Consider the following 19693-nt stretch of genomic DNA (forward strand, 5'->3'; position numbering starts at 1 on the left):
ACGGGGCCCGATTCGAGAACGGCGAGTGAGCGATGACCGAAGACACCGGAACCAACGGCGGCACGGGCGACACGAGCGCCGACGACGATGACGACGACGGGCTGCCGATCTTCGAGCCGCCGTTCGGCCTCGACGACGTGCCCGGCTTCTGCGAGCGGCTCGTCGACCACCTGATCTCGACCGAGACGGGTGAGGAGTTCACGTTCGAGGGCGTCGAGGGCGAGCAGGCGCAGGGCGTCTGGATCCTGCCCCTCGGAGGCTACGACCCGAAAGAAGACCGGACGCTCACCGAGGGCGCCCCAGCAGACCGCGAGCTGCCGCCGGGCGGCTACGCCGAGGTCGCCGACACGTGGGCGCAGGGCGTGCGCCGGGTGCTGCGCGTGTCGTGGGGCACGCCGCTCGTGCGCACCCCCAAGCTCGTGGGGGTCTCGATGGAGCCCGAGGGCATTCTCGACTACCTCATGGTCGCGGTGCGGATCGAAGAGGCCGAGATGTGGGATCGCGGTGCGCTCTGCTGCGTGCTCCTCACCAGCTGGGACGGCGAGCCGTTGACGAGCATGCTGCGCCAGATCCTCGTCGTCATGCCCCGCGAGTACGCCTTCGGCGGCATGGCGGTGCTCGCCGACGATGAGATCACGGTGCACGACCTCCTGATGCACGGCGAGCACCTCACCGAGCTGCGCCGTCGCGCCTGGCTCATGAGCGCGCTCGCCGGCCAGGGAGAGGTGCGCGTGCGCGACACCGCGCTCGAGGCGTCCCGCTTCAGCCTGCGGGCGAGGAACGGCACCACAACGGTGTGGACGTTCACCGATGACGGCCGCGCGCTGGTGCTCATGCAGGATCCCCAGTCCGATTTCGTCTCCAGCGCCGCCGAGCAGCTCATCGCCGATCAGCTCGCGGAGGCGGAGCACGCGGACGAGCCCTTCGAGGATCAGCTGGAGGAGGCCCAGCTGATCCTCATCGCCCGCATGCTCGACGGCGTGCCCGAGGATCTGCGCGAGCTGATCGCCGCCCGCACCGAGAACGGCCGCGGCGAGCCTGCCGAGCACGAGCTCGAGTTCCGCATGCTGGGCGACCAGCCGCTGCCGCTCATCTCGGGCGCCGTGTGGTTCGACGGGGAGCACTGGCGGGTGACGCGCAGTCTGCTCGAGATCGGCAGCCTCAACGACTTCGGCATGGACGACTTCGGATTCGCCGAGGCCGTGCGCAAGCCCTACCGCCTCGGCGGATCGTTCACCCTCGAAGACTTCTCGGGGCGCGCCAGTGAGGATCGCCGCGCGCAGATCGAGCAGGTCTTCGCGGCGTGCCCGTACCCCGAGCAGCCGCGCCCGTCCGACGCTGAGCGCCTCGGCTACGGGCTGCCGCGCGACACGACCCACGCCGAGATGGTGCTGGAGATCGAGCAGGCGACCGAGAAGTGGTGGGATTTCGACCCGGAGCAGGTCGATGTGCAGGATCGCACGTTCCGCGTCGGCGGCCGCGAGCTGCGCGCCATGGGCGGCCGCGTGCTGCGCTCGGTGATCGCCCTCGCCGAGCCCTGGTCGGTCGACGTGCTGCAGGCCTGGGTCACGGAGCTGAGCGACGCGATGGAGGATCGGTGGGGGCCCGCCTTCGAGATGCAGGCGCGCGAACCGAAGACCGGCATGGAGCGCAAAACGCCGGTGGCGCGGGTGATGCGCGCGGTCGGGCTGATGAACGCGCCGATGTGGTGGGTGAACGGCCACGCGGTGCTGCTGATCGCGGGCGCTCCCGACCCGAGTTACGCCGAGGAGCCGCAGGCGATCATCGTGATCGGCCGAGCCGACGCGGTCATCGACCTGATGCGCGGCACCCGCACGTGGGAGCTGCGCCAGCGCACGCGGGTCATCGGCGCGCTCGCCGCACAGGTGGCGGGCGAAGCCGCACCGCACGAGATCTCGTGGCGCGGGCCGAGCCTCGCGGGATCCGATCTGCGACCGAACGCGGTGCGCGGGCGCATCCGGGCCGACGATCACTACTGGGTGTGGCACTTCGCTCACGACGGGCGCGGACTGCTCATGTCCTATCCGGTCGATGACACCGCCGCGGCCGTCGCGCGGTCGTCGTTCGAGGATCAGGCCGAGCTCTTCCGCGGCGTTCCGGTCGACCTGCTGTCACTCGTGACGGACCGCGACCCCGCCGGCCTGTATCCGGTGGTGACGCGGCCGGGCGGTGCCGATCCGGATCGCCCGCCGATTCCCGGTCTGCTGCGCACCGCGACCTCGCTCCCTGCCGTGCAAGCCGTGTTCTGGCGCGACGAGAGTGATTGGCGTGCGTCGACGGGCATGCTGCAGCGGGTGCGGACGGGCACGGGCAACCCGTTCGCCACGCTGTACTCCGACGCGACCGGCGTGCCGCAGCTGCAGTGGGTGGTCGGAGCGGGTGAGAGTCTCACCCCCGACATCCTCGCCGACGACCGCTACTCGAGCGTGGTATTCGGCAACCGGGTGACGCTCGACGAAGCCGAGGCGGCGTATGCGCAGCTCGGCGACGTGCACCAGGTCGCGCTCACGGGCACGCTGAACCAGTTTCTCGACACGGTGCTCGGCATGCCAGCGCGCCGGTACGTGCTCGACGCCGCGCTCGCGAACCCCGACCCGCGCAACCGCCGCGAGCTCGCGATGCTGCTCCTCGAAGATGTCGACGACATCGACGCCTCGATCCAGCTCTCGCACCTGACGCCGATCAACGTGCTGTTCGAGAACCCGACGCTGGAAGCCGACGACCTGCTCCTGCTCATCCGACTGCTCGAAGCCGGCGCGCAGGCTGGCCCCGGGCTCGGCGGCCCGAGCGTCGCACGGCACCCGCTCGTGCAGCTGGCCGACCGCGACGCGGAGGAGGCCGAGTTCGAGCCGCTCGTGCACACGCTGCTCATGCGGGGCGAGCTCGACCTGCACGCCCCCGCGCTGCCCGACGGGCGCAGCGTGCTCGACTACGTGGAGGCCGGCGTGTTTCCGCACCGGTATTCGCGGGCGGGCCTCCTCGCCCAGCTGCGCGAGGCGGCAGCGGCTTAGCGCCGTCTCCACCGCGGCGCCTTGGTGAGCTTGCCGAGCACCCACTCCAGCGGGCCCTGACCCACAAGCAGCGCCCACGCCGTGCATCCCACCAGCACGCCCATCGTCATCGGCCAGAACGGGTCCAGCGCGCGGAATCCCAGCGACGGGTCGACGCCGGGGTCGCGCGCGGTCTCGGCCGCGATCCAGATCGCCCAGATGCCGATGTGCACGACGTAGGCGGTGAGCGGCATCGAACCGACCGCCCGCAGGGGCAACGCGATCCAGCGCAGGGGAGTCATGCACACGAGCACGGCGGCGCAGGTGACCGCGAGGGCGAATCCGCCAGAGCCGAGGGCCTCGCCGACCCCTGACGAGTGCGGTGCGTCGCTCAACGCGGCGACCCACCACTCGGTCGGGCCGACGCCGACCGCGGCGAGACCGGCGGGGCCGACCACGCCGTATCCGACGACGGCGAGCACGATGCCCACCGCGAGCAGCGGCCACGCGAACTTCCACGAGCGCATCAGCAGCGCCCCGGTCGCCATGCCGCAGAGCATGAACGCCAGCCACAGCGGAAGCGGGTAGTTCCAGGCGATGAGGCGGAGCGACTCCTCGACTGACACCGGATCGTCGCTGCGGGCGACCATCGAATTGATCCACCACACGACGAACGGAGCACCGACGGCGAGCACCGCCGCGAGGGCGAACAGATGCCGTGCGGCGAGCGAGGTGAAGGGGATCGCCAGCACGAAGAGCGCGCCGTACGCGGGAAGGATGACGTACACGGGCACATCGAGATCGTCGAGCCAGACCCCGAGCAGCCAGAGCAGGATGCCGCGCAGCAGCAACTGCGTGCGGAGCCCCCAGAGCGGCCTCGACCGATCGGCCGACTCGGCCGCGCCCACTCGACGACGCCGAGACGCCGCCGAGATGATGCCGAGCGACACCCCAGCGAGCATCGCGAAGAGCACCGCGGACCGGCCCTCGACGAGCCCCGACCACGTGCCGGGATCTCCCCACTCCAACGGTGTGATCACGGCGAGGTGCGCGGCGAAGACCCCGACCACGGCCAACCCGCGCGCGAGATCCACTCCGGCGAGGCGGTGCGGGGGCTCCAGCCGGGAGATCTGCGCGCGAAGGCGCGAAGCGAGAATAGTGATGCCGTTATTCTCGCTCACGGCCAGAAGCGAGAACAAGCGGCGCGGTATTCTCGCTTCCCACCCAGCGGGGCGCTGATCGCGAGGGGCCGTCCGGCCTGCTACCGTATCTGCGTGACTGAATCGGTGAAGACCAGTGCGCCCGAACGCGAGACGTGGGGGCGGCGCAGCGCCTTCATCATCGCAGCCATCAGCTCGGCCGTCGGGCTCGGCAACATCTGGCGATTCCCCGGTGTCGCCTACGAGAACGGCGGTGGGGCGTTCCTGATCCCGTATCTCGTCGCCTTCTTGACCGCCGGTCTGCCGATCCTCTTCCTCGACTACGCGATCGGCCACAAGTACCGCGCGGCGCCGCCGCTCGCCTTCAAACGGCTCAATCGCAAGGCAGAGCCGCTCGGCTGGTGGCAGGTGGGCGTGTCCTTCCTGATCCTCACCTACTACGCGGTGATCATCGCCTGGGCGCTCGGCTTCGTCTGGTTCAGCTTCGGCCGCCAGTGGGGCGACGACGCGGTCGGCTTCTTCACCGGCGAGTACCTGCAGCTCGCAGAGGCGCCCGGCGTGACCTTCGACTTCGTGCCCGCCGTGCTCATCACGCTGCTCATCGTGTGGATCGCCGCGATCATCGTGATGTCGCTGGGGCTCCGCCGCGGTCTCGATCGCGCGAACCGCATCACGCTGCCGCTGCTCGTCATCGTCTTCGTGATCATCGTCGTCTACGCGATGACGCTGCCCGGCGCCTGGGACGGCATCAACCAGTTCTTCGAACCCGACTTCGCCGCCCTCGCGAATCCCGCGGTGTGGCTCGCCGCCTACGGCCACATCTTCTTCTCGTTCTCGATCGCCTTCGGCATCATGCTCACGTACTCCTCGTACATGAAGCGGCGCAGCGACCTCGCCGGCTCCGGCCTCGTCGTCGCCTTCGCGAACTGCGCGTTCGAGATCCTCGCGGGCATCGGCGTGTTCGCGGCACTCGGGTTCCTGGCCTACTCGCAGAACGTGCAGATCGACGACCTCGAAGGGCTGAGCGGTGTCGCGCTCGCCTTCATGACGTTCCCCACACTCCTCAGCGAGATGCCGGCGGGCGCCTTCATGGGGGTGCTGTTCTTCGGATCGCTCGTGCTCGCCGGGTTCTCGTCGCTGCTGTCGATCTACCAGGTGGTCACCGGGTCGCTGCAGGACAAGACCGGCTGGTCGACCCGCCGCGTCGCGGTCACCGTCGGCCTCGCGGCAGGCATCCCCTCCGTGCTGCTGTTCGGCACGTCGTCCGGGCTCAACGTCCTCGATGTGCTCGACGCGTTCGTCAACAACATCGGCGTCACCGGCTCGGCCGTCGCGACGCTCGTGCTCGTCGCGTGGGTGTTCCGCGCCGTACCGAGCCTGCGCTCGCACCTCAACGCCCTGTCGTCGCTGAAGCTCGGCCGGGTGTGGACGATCGCCGTGACGGCGGTGACCCCCGTGATTCTCGCGGTCATCCTGGTGCGCGGCGTCGCCGAGTACCTCACCGAGGGCTACGGCGGGTTCCCCACCTGGTTCATCACGACGATCGGGTGGGGCGCCATCGCCCTGCTCGCGATCTTCTCGTTCGCGATGAGCTACCGCAGGTACCGCCGCTCCGATGCCGATACGTTCGTTCCCGATGAACCCGAGCAACTGCACACGGAGATGAACGATCTCATCACGGTCGCCAAGGAAGCCTCAGCCACTCGCCGAAACTCAGGGGGAACACGATGACCACCAGCGCACTCGTCATGATGGCGCTCTCCATCGGCATTCTGTGGGGCGGGCTCGCCTGGGCGATCCTGCGCCTGCGCAAGCACCCCGACGTGAGCGGGGTCGACGACGAGGCGTGACGGTCGCCGTATGATGTCACGCAGGGAACTCGGGGGAGGGCAAGCGTGACGATCGCGATCGATGCCGACGACGTGGCGACCATTCGCAAGCATCTGCGAACCGCTGCAGAAGACGTCGGTGAGGCTGTTCCGCAGCTGCCGGGCGCGGCGGCGTTCGGGCCGCAGGTGCTCGGCAGCGCCGTCGCATCGTTCGAAGCGGCGATGCGTCGCGAGGCCGACCGACTCGCCGAGCGGTGGGCGGCGCTCGACACGGGGGTGCGCGACACCCTCGACGATATGAGCGCGGTCGAAGACGAGCTCGTCGCCGGAATCGGGCGATACGGTGCGGTCTTCGGTGCGGCCGCGGGTGCTGCAGGGAGCGACATGGTCGGTGCCGGCGCCGACGCGCCCCGCACTGATGGGCCGCTCCGGTGACCGGGGCTCCCGAGCTGCTGCGGCAGGGCGCGCAACGGCGCGGTACGAGCTGCTCGATCGGCTTCATCGCGACGAAGCTGCGGCCGTCCGACGCTGGCGGGGGAATCGCGGCACGCCTCGGCATCTCGAGCCGGGAGGGCCGCACCACGGTCGAGCTCCGCCCCGGCGAGTCAGCGGCCCTGCCGGGCGGTGGGTCGGTGCACGTCGTCGACATCTTCGTCAGCCCGGATGGCACGCAGACCGCCGCAGCGATCGAGGTCGCGGAGCCGGACGCATGAGCCGCGGGCGCAGGATCGCCGTGATCGTCGGCGGGGCCGCCGTCGCAGGGGCGGTCGTGGCCGTCGGGTGGCTCGGCTTCGCCGGGATCGAGCGCACGGTGGTCGCTGGCACGCAGTCTCGGATCTGCGGGACGATGGTCGGCGTCTCATCCGTCGAGCCCGGTCGCTCGGTGCGCGTGCTCGGCCCCTCGGACGCGACGCTGGCCGTCGGGGATCGGGCGCGCGTGCATGCGCTCTGCGTCGTCGAGGTCGTCGGAATCGAGGGCCAGCATGCCGAGGGTGCGGATGTCGACCGTGCGGATGCCGAGGGTGCGGATGCCGAGGGTGCAGCAGAGCGCGTGCGACTGAGGTGGCGGCTGTGGTGAGCTCGTTCGGCGATCCGGCGGCCGTCGAGGCCGCCGCTGCTGCGCTGCACACCGGGGCGCAGGCCGCAGAGCGCGCCCGGAACGAGGCCGCGCGTGCGCGGCCGGACACCTGGACCGGTGCCGCTGCAGACGCATACACCGCCGCTGCCTCGGAGACGCTGCCCGAAAGCCTGCGCATCGCGGACGCGCTCGAAGGGGCGGCCGGCACGCTGCGCCGGTACGCGGCCGTCCAGCGGGAGGCGCAGTCGCAGTACGACGAGGCCCAGGGCGATGTGGATCGCGCGGCCCGGGCGCTGCGCAGCAACCCGCTCGACATTCCGGCAGCGCTCTCCGTTGCGCGCGCGGAGCTCGCCGCGTTCGGCGCGCTCGGGCAGGTGCAGCAGGCGGCGTCGACGGCGGCCGATGAACTGCGCGCCGCGATCGGCGAGGAGGGCGACGGCCGACCCTGGTGGGATCCGTTCGGGTGGTTCAACGATCCAGAGGATCCCGACGAGCGCGTCTCGGACAACATCCTCGACGACGACGCATTCGACCCCGATGACGTCGCGCAGGGCAGCATCGGCGACTGCTTCATGCTCAGCTCGATCGTGTCGCTGCTGGACAGCGACGAGGGCGACGAGTTCATTCGCGACAACGTGCGCTGGGACCCCGAGAAGGAGGGGTACTGGGTGACGCTCTACTCGAACGGGGAGCCGCAGGAGGTCTTCGTCGAGCACGTCTTCGACAACGGGGCGAAGCAGAGCGACTGGGACTGGTGGATCTTCGGCGGCGACAAGCCCTCGATCGCGGCGCTGTACGAGGCGGCGATCCGTCAGGAGTACGGGTACGACTTCATCGACGGCGGAGTGCCGGCCGAGGCCATGGAGATCATCACCGGTCACCCCGTCGACGTGATCGAGAACAGCAACTACGCCGGGCTCGACCCCGAACAGGTCGACGACCTCAGAGAGGTGCTCGACGACGGCGGGCAGGTCGTGATCTCGTCGCCGAGAAGCGGCGATCACCAGATCACGGTCACCGACGCCGACGGCAACTCGCGTGACGTCGACGTCGTGACCTCGCACTCCTACGTCATCACCCGCATCGACCCCGACGGAAGCGTGTGGATGCGCAACCCGTGGGGGCCGGGCAACAGCGCCGACGGCGGCGGCGAGTTCCGCGTCAGCCCGGAAGACGTCGAAGATCTCTTCTGGCGGGCGACGATGACGAACGTCACCGAGTAGTCACGAGACGTCGCCGAGAGACGGCAGTGCCCCCGGAACCAGAAGTTATTTGGAGGTTACGAGCTCTGGGAATCGCGGCGCACCGCGTCAGCGAGTACCTGGAACTCGGTTCCAGAGGAAGCGAAGAGTGCGCAGGAGATCGGCTAGAAATCGCTCACGTCTTGGAGACCGGAATTCGGGCTCGCCCCGAACGCCGAGTAGCGCAGCCGGTCCATCCGGACGCTGCAACGAACACCACCGCTCTGCCTTCCCGCGTGGAGCGGGGTGGACGGCAGAGCGCGTCGTTGCGGCCAACGGTAGCGCGACACGCGGCGACCCACAACGGGATGAGCTTGACCCGGACCCTGCCGAGTGATCCACTGGCAGCAGGCGGCGCTGAGCTCTGCACCGCGACGAGGGGGAACGACATGCTGCGGTGGTGGACTGCGAAAGACGGCGCAGACAAGGTCGGCGCAGATGAGCTGCCGACTACGGCGGCCTCCAGCCCGGGGTACATCCCGTGGGGCAACGGCGCGCGTATCAATCCGTTCACCTTCGGTCTGCTCGGAGCGCTGGGGGTGCTCGTCGCGCTGCTCATCGGCGCGATCATCGGGCAACTCGGCACAGTGCTCGTCTACGTCGGCGTCGCCCTCTTCCTCTCCCTCGGTCTCGACCCCATCGTGTCGCGCATCGAGCGTCGGCTGCCGAGAGGCGCGGCGGTCGCGGTCGTCGTCGGCGGAGTGCTCCTGGCCTGCGCTGGCATACTGCTCGCGATCGTGCCGGTGCTCGTGAAGCAGATCGGCAACCTGGTCGAGAACGCCCCGCAGATGGTCGGCGACGTCATCCACTCCGACTGGTACGCGTGGCTCACCGATCAGCTCGGCACGAATTTCGACAATGCCATCTCGGGCGCGCTCGACTTCCTGCAGGATCCCACGAACCTCGGCGAGATCGGCGGCGGCATCGTTGCGGTCGGAGCCGGCATCGCGGGCGGCGTGACCGGGGTCATAATCGTGCTGATCCTGACCCTCTACTTCATGGCATCGATGCGGGCGATGAAGCGGCTCGTCGTGCGATTCGTGCCCGCCTACCACCGACCCCGCTTCCGGGAGCTGCTCGAAGACGTCTCGGGTGCGGTCGGACGCTATGTGATCGGGCAGGTGAGCCTCGCGCTCTGCAACGGTGTGCTCAGCCTCATCTTCCTGAGCATCATCGATGCACCGCTCCCGGCGCTGCTGGCGCTGATCGCGTTCGTCGGATCGCTGATCCCGCTGGTGGGCACGCTCTCCGCATCGATCATCATCACCGCGGTCTGCTTGGTGAACTCGCCGACGACCGCCCTCATCGCGGGTATCTACTATCTCGTCTACATGCAGATCGAGGCATACGTGCTGAGCCCGCGCATCATGAGCCGGGCGGTCGCCGTACCCGGATCCCTCGTCGTGATCGCAGCCGTCGGCGGCGGTGCACTCGGCGGCATTCTCGGCGCGCTCGTCGCGATCCCCGTCGCGGCGAGCGTCATCATCATCGTGCAGAAGGTCGTCTTCCCCGCGCAAGACATGAAGCGACTCCCGCCGGGGGAGCGAGCGGTGAGCGAGCCCGAGGCCGAAGCGCAGGCCGAGGCGCTACCGACCACCGGCGCGTGACCCTGGCGCAGGATCGCCCTACTGCTCGACCTGCTCGTTCGAACGCCCGTACGTCTCGAGCAGCCGCAGCCAGATCTCGCTGATCGTCGGATACGACGGCACCGCGTGCCAGAGCCGTTCGAGCGGAACCTCGCCGACGATGGCCACCGTGGCCGAGTGGAGGAGCTCGTGCACGTCGGGGCCGACGAAGGTCGCGCCGACGAGCACCCCGCGATCCTCGTCGACGACCATGCGCGCCGTGCCGCGGTACCCGTCGGCGTGCAGGCTCGCACCGGCGACGCTGCCGATCTCGAAGTCGACGACCCGCGTCAAGACGCCCTGCTTCTCCGCTTCGGCCGCGGTCAATCCGACCGAGGCGACGGGCGGATCGGTGAATGTGACCTGGGGCACCGCGGTGTGGTCGGCGGTCGCGACGTGGCGCCCCCAGCGCTCATCGTGCAGCGCAGTGCCGTTCGCGCGGGCGGCGATCGCGTCGCCGGCCGCACGCGCCTGGTACTTGCCCTGGTGCGTGAGGAGCGCGCGGTGATTGACATCGCCCACGGCGTAGAGCCAGTCGCCGGCGAGGGGTGCGCCGTCGGCGCCGAGCACGAGCAAGGTGTCGTCGGTTTCGAGCCAGCGACCGGGCTCGAGTCCGATCCGCTCCACGCCGAGGTCGGAGGTGCGGGGCACCCGGCCGGTTGCGACGAGGATCTCGTCGGCTTCGACCACATCGCCTTCGTTGGTCGTGACGCGCACCACGCCGTCGTCGCCGCGCTCGACCGACGCGGGCGAGGTGCGGAGACGGAGGTCGACGCCGAGCTCGCGCAGCGCCGCACCGACCAGTTCGCCGGCGAACGGCTCCTGGCCCGAGAGCAGCTCGCTCCGCACGAGAGCGGTCACGTGCGAACCGAGCGACGCGAAGGCGGTGGCGAGCTCGGCCGCGATCACGCCCCCGCCGATGATGGCGAGTCGCGAGGGGATCTGCTCTGCGCTGGTCGCTTCGCGGTTCGTCCAGGGGCTCGATTCGGCGAGTCCCGGAATGTCGGGAAGGAGCGCCGCCGAGCCGGTCGCGACGACGACGGCATGCCGGGCGCTGAGCACGCGCTCGCTCGCCGCCTCGGGCGCGGCGCTCTCCGCAGACCGCACGGTGACCTCTCGCTCGCCCGAGATCACTCCGTGACCGCGCACGAGGTCGATGCCGGCACTCGCCACCCACTCGACCTGGCCCGAATCGTCCCACCCGCTCGTGAAGGCATCGCGACGGCGCAGCACCGCAGCTGCGTCGACCGGGCCGGTGACCGCCTGCTTCGCGCCCTCCAGTCGGCCGGCGGCGCGCACGGCTTCACTCGAACGCAGCAGGGCCTTCGACGGCATGCACGCCCAGTAGGAGCACTCGCCGCCGACGAGCTCGGCCTCGATCAGCGCGACCGTGAGACCGCCCTGGACGGCCCGGTCAGCCACGTTCTCGCCGACGGGGCCGGCACCGATCACAATGACGTCGTATTCACTGGGCATGGTGCTCCTTCTCGATCGCGGCGGTGCTGACCGCATGCTACCGTGGTCGGGTGAACGGTACGAAGCAGACGGCCCTCGGGCGTCAGGAGGTCGGCGGCGGAGCATCCGCCCTCGACAGCTGATCGGTCGCTCGGCGATGCGAGCCGCAGGTGCGGCCCCGCCGAGACGCGCTTCCGCGCCCGATCCGGGCGCCTCCCCATCACACGCCGGCCTCTTCCGTCGCCGTCGCTCGCCGCGCACCTCTGCCGCGGCCGCACCTCGGAACGCCCCGTACGAACAGGTTCTCCCATGCTCCCGCTCACCGCGGCATCCATCCGCTCCAGCTTCGTCAACGCCTCACGGAAAGAGGTCTCCGTCGCCGGGCTCCCCGAAGACCTCGAGGCCCGCGACTGGGATGCGCTCGACTACTTCGGCTGGCATGATCCGAAATTCGCCAAGCGCGCCTATGTCGTTCTGCCCGCGCCCGACGGCACCCCGATCGGCATCCTGCTGCGGCAGGCCGACGCATCGCCGCAGCGACGGCAGATCTGCGAGTGGTGCCGCGACGCGCGGCTGATCAACGAGGTCGTGTTCTTCTCCGCGCGCCGCGTCGGCGAATCGGGCCGTCGGGGCAACACCGTCGGCACACTCGTCTGCCGGAACTTCCAGTGCTCCTGGGTCGTGCGCACCGACCCGCCCGTGCCGTACGACGGATTCGACATGGCGGCCGATCGGGAGCGGCGCATCGAGCGCCTGCAGCAGCGGGTCGCCGGGTTCGCCGACATGCTGGTCACCGGGCGCTAGCGGTGGCGGGCGGCCGGGTCTAGCGTTGAGGCATGCGCGCCATCGTCATCACAGCAGATCACCGGCTCGAACTCGCCGACGTGCCCGAACCGGCAGCAGGCGACGGCGAGATCCTCATCGACGTCGTCGCCGCGGGGGTGAATCGCGCCGACGTCGCCCAGGCGGCCGGCCAGTATCCGCCCCCGCCCGGAGCCTCCGAACTGCCGGGGCTCGAAGTGTCCGGGCGCCGCCGCGACACGGGAGAGGCCGTCGTCGCGCTGCTCGCGGGCGGGGGATACGCGGAGGTCGTCGCCGTGCCAGAAGCGCAAGTGCTGCCGGCGCCGCCGGCGCTCTCGCTCGCGGAGGCCGGCGGCATCATCGAGGTGGCGGCGACCGTGGTGTCGAACCTCGTGATCGAGGGCGGATTGCGGGCGGAGCCCGCTGGCGGCGACGGGGGAGCGGCCCCCGAGCCCCAGACCGTGCTGATCCACGGCGGCACGGGCGGCATCGGCACCTTCGCGATCCAGTTCGCCAGCGCCCTCGGAGCGCGTGTGCTGACGACGGTCGGATCGGACGCGGCCGTCGACGAGGTGCGACGACTCGGAGCGAGCGAAGCATGGAACCGGCACACGACCGACGTGGTGGCGGCGGTTCGCGAGGCGGGCGGAGCGGACATCATCCTCGACGTGATCGGCGGCCCCGCCTTGAACGACAACGTCGCCATGCTGCGCGAGTTCGGGCGGCTCGTCATCATCGGCACGATGGGAGGCGCGACCGGCGAGCTGAACGTCGGAGCCCTGATGGGCAAGCGCGCCCGGGTCATCGGCACCACCGTCCGCTCGCGCGAGCCGCACGACAAGCAGCGGATCCTCGAGCGGACGGCAGAGCTCGTCTGGCCGCTGCTCGAGAACGGCGAAGTCACGCTGCCCGTGCACGCCCGCGTGCCGCTCGCGGACGCCGCACGGGCGCACGAGGTGCTCCGCGCGGGCGGACATCTCGGCAAGGTGATTCTCGATGTCGGAGAGTGACGCTGCTGCCGAGCCGCTCATCTTCGCGGACGCGGCGGCGTGGCGCGCCTGGCTCGAAGTCCACGAAGACGCGCACGACGGCGGATGGGTGGTGCTCGCCAAGAAAGGCACCACCGCGCCGACGTCGCTGAGCTACCAGGAGGCGCTCGAAGTGGCGCTCTGCAGCGGGTGGATCGACGGCCAGAAGCAGTCGCGCGACGCCGCGACGTTTCAGCAGCGCTTCACTCCGCGGCGAGCCCGCTCGATGTGGTCGAAGCGGAACGTCGACATCATCGCCCGGCTCGACAGCGAGGGGCTGCTGCGCCCGCGCGGGCGGGCGGAAGTGGCGCGGGCACAGACCGACGGGCGCTGGGAGCGCGCCTACGCCGGGTCCGCGAGCATGGTTGAACCCGAGGAGCTCACGAGCGCGCTCGCCGCCGAGCCGGCCGCTCGGGCCGCTTTCGACGCGCTGAGCCGGAGCGCGCGCTACAGCGCCCTCCACCCGATCGTCACCGCCGTGCGGGCGGAGACGCGGGTGAAACGCGTCGCCGCGCTCGTCGAGCAGCTGCGGGAGGCTTCTGGCTGATCCGGCTCGTGCCTACTGCACCGACCAGCCCCCATCCGATGCGAGGATCGCGCCGTTGATGTTCACCGCGTCGTCGGAGAGCAGGAACGTGATCGATGCGGCGAGGTGCTCGGCCGTGGCGATGGTGGGAATGGTCTGCTGGAACGGGGCCAGTCGAGCGGAGCCCTCCTCCGACATGTTCGGCGGCATCGGGATGCCCGTGGCGACACCGCCGGGGGCGACTGCGTTCACGCGGATGCCCTTCGGCCCGTACATGAACGCCGCCGATTTCGTGACGCCCACGATGCCGTGCTTGCTCGCCGTGTAGGCGTTGCCCGAAGCGTTTCCACGCAGCGCGGCCTCGCTCGCCACGTTCAGGATCGCGCCGTGCCCGGCAGCCTCCATCGCCGGCAGTACCGCGCGAATCAGCTTGAACGGCGCCGTGAGATTGATCGCGATCACCCGATCCCAGACCGCGTCGGGCGTCTCGCCCGCCGGCGAGAAGTCGTCGTTGATGCCGGCGACATTCGCGAGCCCGTCGATCCGTTGGCCTGCCGCTGCGATCACGCGGTCGATCGCGTCCTGCTGCGTGAGGTCGCCAGCGACAGCGACGATGTCGGCTGCGGGCAGTTCCGCGACGAGCGCGTCGAGCTTCTCGGCCGCGATGTCGCAGGCGATGATGCGGCCGCCCTCCCGTGCGATGCGCGAAGCCGTCGCCTTGCCGATGCCCGACGCTGCGCCGGTCACGATGACCGTCTTGCCGTCGAATCTGCCGGGGGTGACGCGCTCGCTCCACCCGGTCGCCGCGGGCGCATCGGGCATCTCTCCGCCGTTCGCCGCGCGCACCAGGTCGTCGACGACCGACTGCGGCATCGCGCCCTGGCTGAGGACGACGAGCTGCTGGAGGGGGAGCCCGAGCACGGGGGCCAGCGAGTCGGGGTCTGCCCCGGACTGCGCGAGGAGCCCGCGCACGAGCTCGCCTCCCGTCGGATCTGCGAGCCAATCGCCGATGCTGGACTGAGCGGTGAGTGCCATGATGTCTCCTTCGGTGGGAGCGGGCGCGAGGGGAGCCGCGCGAAGCGTGTTTCGCAACGGTGCGTCCACTAATGAAACACGTTACACCCGGGTAGCCTGATTGCGTGCCGAGACCTCGTAGTGAATCCGCCCGCCAGGCGGTGCTCGCCGCGATGCGTCGGGCGGTCGCCGGAGCGGGGTACGAGGCGCTCACCATCGAGCAGCTCGCAGCCGACGCGGAGGTCTCGAAGCAGACGATCTATCGCTGGTGGCCGACGAAGGCGGCCATTCTGGGTGAGGCGCTCGTAGCAGGGGTACTGCCGGCATCCCTCCCGCGACCGACTGCAGCAGGCGAAGACGCCCCCGACCTCGCGAACGATCTGCTCGCCTGGCTCACGGCCTCCTCGCGACAGCTCCAGCAAACCGAGGGCCTCGGAGTGGCTCGCGCGCTGATCGCCGTCACCGCCTCAGACCCGGCCGTCGCGGCGGCGCTCAATGAGCGCCTCGCGGCTCCGATCCGCGACTGGGTGCAGCAGCTCATCGAGCGCGCCGCCGCGCACGGCGCGCTGCGAGAGGGCGTCGACGCGATCCTGCTCGCCGATCACCTCATCGCGATCACCGCGTATGCGGCGCTCACCGGCACGGTGCACAGCGAACAGCGCCTGCGCGGCATCGTCGACCAAGTCATGCACGGAATCGTCGCGACGCCGCCCGTCCGCTAAGCCGGCGCCGACTTCGGGGCTCCCGCTGACCGCGCACCGCCCCGAGATCGGGCCCGATCCCGAATGTGCTCGCACCGCCCGTGAGCGTTGCGTCAGCATCCGCGCGAACGCCGTATGGATTCCGTGAGGATCGCCCGGCACCCCGCGCCGCGGGTGTTCGATCAGGAGATGAGCCCGATGGACGGGCCCCCGGCCGGAGCATCGGTCGGCGCTTCTCGATTGGAGATCCCGTGTTGGATCTGGTCACCGTACTGGGCATGATCGCGGTCTTCGCGCTCATCGGCGTGCTGGGCAAGGCGGTGGAACGACTGTGATCGTCTTCGAACTGCTCGCCGCCGTGCTGGCCCTCGGCGCACTCGCGTACCTCATCGTCGCGCTCGTGAAACCCGAGCGATTCTGATGGCCACCACCACCGCGCTCCTGGCGCTCGCATCGATCGCGACCGTCGCACTCGTGCTCGTCGCCCTCTACCGGCCGTTCGGCGACTACCTCGCCTGGACCTACACGTCTCGGAAGCACTGGCGCGTCGAACGGATCATCTACCGCATCATCGGGGTCGACGGACAGACCGAGCAGACCTGGCGCGCCTACCTGCGCGGCGTGCTCGTCATCTCCGCCGTCGGCGTGCTCATCGTGTACGCGCTGCAGCGGCTGCAGCCGTGGCTGCCCTACGCCCTCGGTCTCCCCGCGCCGTCGGAGCACCTCTCGTTCAACACGGCGGCGTCGTTCGTCACCAACACGAACTGGCAGTCGTACTCGCCCGAGCAGACGCTGGGATACGCCGTGCAGATCGCGGGCCTCGCCGTGCAGAACTTCGTCTCGGCCGCCGTCGGCATGGCGGTCGCGATCGCGCTCGTGCGCGGTTTCGCCGCGCGCCGCTCCGGCACGATCGGGAACTTCTGGGTCGACCTCACCCGCGGCACGGTCCGCGTGCTGCTGCCCCTGGCGACGCTCGCCGCCGTCGTGCTCGCGCTGGGCGGCGTCGTGCAGAACTTCGCCGGATTCACCGATGTGACGACGCTCACCGGGGCGACGCAGAGCATTCCCGGCGGCCCCGTCGCCTCCCAGGAGGCGATCAAGCTCCTCGGAACGAACGGCGGCGGATTCTTCAACGCCAACTCGGCCCATCCGTTCGAGAACCCAACGCCGTGGACCAGTCTGGTGCAGATCGTGCTCATGCTGCTGATCCCGTTCAGCATGCCGCGTGCATTCGGGCGCATGGTCGGCGATCCTCGCCAGGGCGTCGCGATCGTGAGCGTGATGGGGGTGCTGTACCTCGCATCCTTCACCCTCCTCACACTGCTCGAGAGCGCGGGTCGCGGAACGGCGCCCGAGCTCGCCGGGGGCGCCCTCGAGGGCAAGGAGTGGCGCTTCGGCATCGTGGGGTCGACGCTGTTCGCGACGACCAGCACGGGAACGTCGACGGGGGCCGTGAACTCGATGCACGACTCGTACACCGCGCTCGGCGGGATGCTGCCGATGCTGAACATGATGCTCGGCGAGGTGTCGCCAGGCGGCGTCGGATCGGGGCTCTACGCCATTCTCGTGCTCGCCATCATCACCGTCTTCATCGCAGGCCTGCTCATCGGCCGCACGCCGGAGTACCTCGGCAAGAAGATCGGCACTCGCGAGATCAAGCTCGGGGCCATGTACATCCTCGTCACGCCGACACTGGTGCTCGCAGGCACAGCGCTGAGCTTCGCGCTGCCGGGGGTGCGCGACGACGTCGTCTCGACGTCGATCTGGAACCCCGGGACGCACGGCCTCTCCGAAGTGCTCTACGCATTCACCTCCGCGGCGAACAACAACGGCTCGGCCTTCGCCGGACTCACTGCGAACACACCCTGGATGAACAGCGCCCTCGGCGTCGCGATGCTGCTCGGCCGCTTCGTGCCGATCGTGCTCGTGCTCGCGCTCGCCGGTTCGCTGGCGGCGCAGGATCGTGTGCCGACCACTGCCGGCACACTGCCCACCCACCGGCCGCTGTTCATCGGCATGCTCACCGCGGTGACCGTGCTCGTCACCGCACTCACCTTCTTTCCCGTTCTCGCGCTGGGTCCCCTGGCTGAAGGGCTGATGTCATGATCGCCATGCTCCGCGCCGCACTTCCCGGCGCTCTCCGAAAACTCGACCCCCGCCAGCAGTGGCGCAACCCGGTGATGTTCATCGTGTGGGTCGGGGCGGCGCTCACCACGGTGCTCGCCGTGGCGGAGCCGCTCCTCGGCGGACCGCAGGACTCGGGCGGTTCCCCGGTGCCAGGCGCCTTCACCTGGGCGATCGCCCTCTGGCTGTGGGTGACGGTGCTGTTCGCCAATCTCGCCGAATCCGTCGCCGAGGGGCGCGGGAAGGCGCAGGCAGATTCGCTGCGTCAGACCCGGTCGACCACCACTGCCCAGCGCATCGCGCACTACGACGCCACCGGCGACGCGGCGGCGCAGCGCGCCGAGCTGGAGCCGGTCGCCTCTTCGGATCTGCGTCTCGGCGACCACGTCGTCGTGCACGCCGGCGAGCTGATCCCGGGTGACGGCGACATCGTCTGGGGGATCGCCTCGGTCGACGAATCGGCGATCACCGGCGAATCGGCCCCCGTGGTGCGCGAGTCCGGCGGCGACCGATCGGCGGTCACCGGCGGCACGCGAGTGCTCTCCGATCGCGTCGTCGTGCGCATCACGTCGATGCCGGGCGAGACCTTCGTCGACCGCATGATCGCGCTGGTCGAGGGCGCAGCCCGCCAGAAGACGCCGAACGAGGTCGCCCTGAACATCCTCCTCGCGAGTCTCTCGATCATCTTCGTGGTCGTGGCGCTCACCCTGAACCCGATCGCGAGCTACGCGGCGGCGCCGGTCAGCGTGACCGTGCTCGTCGCACTGCTGGTGTGCCTGATTCCGACGACGATCGGCGCCCTGCTGAGCGCCATCGGGATCGCGGGGATGGATCGCCTCGTGCAGCGCAACGTGCTCGCCATGTCGGGGCGCGCGGTCGAGGCGGCGGGCGACGTGACGACGCTGCTGCTCGACAAGACGGGGACGATCACCTACGGCAACCGCCGAGCGAGCGCGTTCCTGCGACTCGACGGAGTGCGCGAGCACGAGCTCATCGACGCGGCCGCACTGTCGTCGCTCGCTGATCCCACACCCGAGGGGGTCTCGATCGTGGAACTCGCCGATGCGGAAGGCGGACGTTTCGACCGGTCGCCGTCGGGCGAGATCGTGCCCTTCACCGCACAGACCCGCATGTCTGGGCTGGACCTGCCCGACGGCACGCGGATCCGCAAGGGTGCCGGGTCGGCGATCCTCGCCTGGGTCGAGGCGGCCGAGGAATCGGGGGAGTCGAACGGTGCGGGGGCCCCGAACGGCGTTCCCCAGCCGGTGCGCGTCGAACTGGAGCAGCGCGTCGCCGAGGTCTCTCAGAGCGGCGGCACGCCCCTGGTCGTCGCCGAGCAGCGCCCCGGCGGCCCGGCGCGGATCCTGGGCGTCGTCCACCTGAAGGACGTCGTCAAGGAGGGCCTCCCCGCGAAGTTCGAGGAACTCAGGGCGATGGGGATCCGGACCGTCATGATCACCGGTGACAATCCGCTCACCGCAGCCGCCATCGCCCGCGAGGCCGGCGTCGACGACTTCCTCGCGGAGGCGACCCCAGAAGACAAACTCGCCTACATCCGCAAGGAGCAGGAGGGCGGCAACCTGGTCGCGATGACCGGCGACGGCACGAACGACGCGCCGGCGCTCGCTCAAGCCGATGTCGGGGTCGCGATGAACACGGGCACCTCAGCGGCGAAAGAGGCCGGCAACATGGTCGACCTCGACTCCGACCCGTCGAAACTCATCGACATCGTGCGCATCGGCAAGCAACTCCTCATCACTCGCGGCGCGCTCACGACATTCTCGATCGCGAACGACGTCGCCAAGTACTTCGCCATCATCCCGGCGATGTTCATGGGCGTCTTCCCGCAACTCGCAGTGCTCAACATCATGGGGCTGCACTCGCCGGCCTCGGCGGTGCTCTCGGCGATCATCTTCAACGCCATCGTGATCGTGTTCCTCATCCCGCTCGCACTGCGCGGAGTCCGCTTCCGCGCCGGAAACGCCTCGCAGATCCTCGGACGAAACCTCGCGATCTACGGCCTCGGCGGGCTCATCACCCCGTTCGCGGGCATCTGGCTCATCGATCAGGTCGTCCGCCTGATCCCCGGGTTCTGACATG

The 19693-nt window shown here is 69.9% G+C and carries 18 protein-coding genes; 15 read left to right on the forward strand and 3 right to left on the reverse strand.

The annotated features are described in order from the left end of the window. Positions 1-32: 32 nt before the first annotated feature. Complete coding sequence (locus tag ABFX18_RS00525) at positions 33-3032, forward strand: hypothetical protein (protein WP_346056986.1); 3000 nt, start codon at positions 33-35, stop codon at positions 3030-3032. Here the strand turns inward: ABFX18_RS00525 and ABFX18_RS00530 are convergent. After that, positions 3029-4192, reverse strand: coding sequence for a heparan-alpha-glucosaminide N-acetyltransferase domain-containing protein (locus ABFX18_RS00530; RefSeq protein WP_346056988.1), 1164 nt, complete (start codon positions 4190-4192; stop codon positions 3029-3031). The two genes, ABFX18_RS00525 and ABFX18_RS00530, sit on opposite strands and share 4 nt — an antisense overlap. A gap of 93 nt (positions 4193-4285) precedes the next feature. Between ABFX18_RS00530 and ABFX18_RS00535 the strand changes: the two genes are divergently transcribed. The 7 genes from ABFX18_RS00535 (at position 4286) to ABFX18_RS00565 (ending at position 9926) form a co-directional block, all read left to right on the forward strand. Continuing rightward, positions 4286-5902 carry a sodium-dependent transporter gene (locus tag ABFX18_RS00535; RefSeq protein WP_336662427.1) on the forward strand — a complete coding sequence of 539 codons (1617 nt, stop codon included), beginning with the start codon at positions 4286-4288 and terminating at the stop codon, positions 5900-5902. Next, positions 5899-6021 carry a methionine/alanine import family NSS transporter small subunit gene (locus tag ABFX18_RS00540; protein WP_090151163.1) on the forward strand — a complete coding sequence of 41 codons (123 nt, stop codon included), beginning with the start codon at positions 5899-5901 and terminating at the stop codon, positions 6019-6021. The genes ABFX18_RS00535 and ABFX18_RS00540 overlap by 4 nt, the downstream gene beginning before the upstream one ends. A gap of 45 nt (positions 6022-6066) precedes the next feature. Next, the gene (locus ABFX18_RS00545; protein WP_346056991.1) at positions 6067-6435 is read left to right on the forward strand and encodes a hypothetical protein; all 369 of its coding nucleotides are present in this window, start codon (positions 6067-6069) and stop codon (positions 6433-6435) included. Beyond that, positions 6432-6713, forward strand: a complete 282-nt coding sequence (locus tag ABFX18_RS00550) for a hypothetical protein (protein ID WP_346056993.1) — start codon at positions 6432-6434, stop codon at positions 6711-6713. The genes ABFX18_RS00545 and ABFX18_RS00550 overlap by 4 nt, the downstream gene beginning before the upstream one ends. Beyond that, complete coding sequence (locus ABFX18_RS00555; RefSeq protein ID WP_346056995.1) at positions 6710-7078, forward strand: hypothetical protein; 369 nt, start codon at positions 6710-6712, stop codon at positions 7076-7078. Before ABFX18_RS00550 ends, ABFX18_RS00555 begins: the two co-directional genes overlap by 4 nt. Continuing rightward, a complete protein-coding gene (locus ABFX18_RS00560) occupies positions 7072-8301 on the forward strand; it encodes a C2 family cysteine protease (protein ID WP_200331269.1) in 1230 nt (409 codons plus the stop codon). The genes ABFX18_RS00555 and ABFX18_RS00560 overlap by 7 nt, the downstream gene beginning before the upstream one ends. A gap of 326 nt (positions 8302-8627) precedes the next feature. Further along, positions 8628-9926 carry an AI-2E family transporter gene (locus tag ABFX18_RS00565; RefSeq protein ID WP_346056997.1) on the forward strand — a complete coding sequence of 433 codons (1299 nt, stop codon included), beginning with the start codon at positions 8628-8630 and terminating at the stop codon, positions 9924-9926. A gap of 18 nt (positions 9927-9944) precedes the next feature. Here the strand turns inward: ABFX18_RS00565 and ABFX18_RS00570 are convergent, their stop codons facing one another. Then, complete coding sequence (locus ABFX18_RS00570; protein WP_346056999.1) at positions 9945-11420, reverse strand: dihydrolipoyl dehydrogenase family protein; 1476 nt, start codon at positions 11418-11420, stop codon at positions 9945-9947. A gap of 288 nt (positions 11421-11708) precedes the next feature. Here ABFX18_RS00570 and ABFX18_RS00575 point away from each other — a divergent pair, with 288 nt between their 5' ends. Genes ABFX18_RS00575 through ABFX18_RS00585 form a run of 3 tightly spaced genes read left to right on the forward strand, consistent with a single transcriptional unit; the run spans position 11709 to position 13775 of the window. Further along, a complete protein-coding gene (locus ABFX18_RS00575) occupies positions 11709-12203 on the forward strand; it encodes an FBP domain-containing protein (protein WP_090151139.1) in 495 nt (164 codons plus the stop codon). A 32-nt stretch (positions 12204-12235) separates the two neighbouring features. After that, the gene (locus ABFX18_RS00580; protein WP_200331279.1) at positions 12236-13210 is read left to right on the forward strand and encodes a zinc-binding dehydrogenase; all 975 of its coding nucleotides are present in this window, start codon (positions 12236-12238) and stop codon (positions 13208-13210) included. After that, positions 13197-13775: a YdeI/OmpD-associated family protein gene (locus ABFX18_RS00585; protein WP_346057002.1), complete on the forward strand. Its 579-nt coding sequence runs from the start codon at positions 13197-13199 to the stop codon at positions 13773-13775. Before ABFX18_RS00580 ends, ABFX18_RS00585 begins: the two co-directional genes overlap by 14 nt. 12 nt (positions 13776-13787) lie before the next feature. Here ABFX18_RS00585 and ABFX18_RS00590 read toward each other — a convergent pair whose 3' ends face one another. Continuing rightward, on the reverse strand, positions 13788-14789 hold the full coding sequence (locus ABFX18_RS00590; RefSeq protein WP_200331283.1) for an SDR family NAD(P)-dependent oxidoreductase: 1002 nt from the start codon (positions 14787-14789) through the stop codon (positions 13788-13790). A 104-nt stretch (positions 14790-14893) separates the two neighbouring features. Here ABFX18_RS00590 and ABFX18_RS00595 point away from each other — a divergent pair, with 104 nt between their 5' ends. The 4 genes from ABFX18_RS00595 to kdpB all read left to right on the forward strand — a co-directional run bounded on the left by ABFX18_RS00595 (position 14894) and on the right by kdpB (position 19689). Further along, entirely contained in the window at positions 14894-15490 is a 597-nt protein-coding gene (locus ABFX18_RS00595; protein WP_346057005.1) for a TetR/AcrR family transcriptional regulator, read from the forward strand. A 310-nt stretch (positions 15491-15800) separates the two neighbouring features. Next, the gene (locus tag ABFX18_RS00600; protein ID WP_090151121.1) at positions 15801-15890 is read left to right on the forward strand and encodes a potassium-transporting ATPase subunit F; all 90 of its coding nucleotides are present in this window, start codon (positions 15801-15803) and stop codon (positions 15888-15890) included. Then, a complete protein-coding gene (gene kdpA, locus ABFX18_RS00605; RefSeq protein ID WP_211648911.1) occupies positions 15890-17575 on the forward strand; it encodes a potassium-transporting ATPase subunit KdpA in 1686 nt (561 codons plus the stop codon). Before ABFX18_RS00600 ends, kdpA begins: the two co-directional genes overlap by 1 nt. Further along, on the forward strand, positions 17572-19689 hold the full coding sequence (gene kdpB / locus ABFX18_RS00610) for a potassium-transporting ATPase subunit KdpB (RefSeq protein WP_346057008.1): 2118 nt from the start codon (positions 17572-17574) through the stop codon (positions 19687-19689). The genes kdpA and kdpB overlap by 4 nt, the downstream gene beginning before the upstream one ends. The last annotated feature ends 4 nt before the right edge of the window (positions 19690-19693 follow it).

Origin of the sequence: Leucobacter alluvii, from assembly GCF_039530485.1 — a bacterium.
GTDB classification, from domain to species: Bacteria; Actinomycetota; Actinomycetes; order Actinomycetales; family Microbacteriaceae; genus Leucobacter; species Leucobacter alluvii.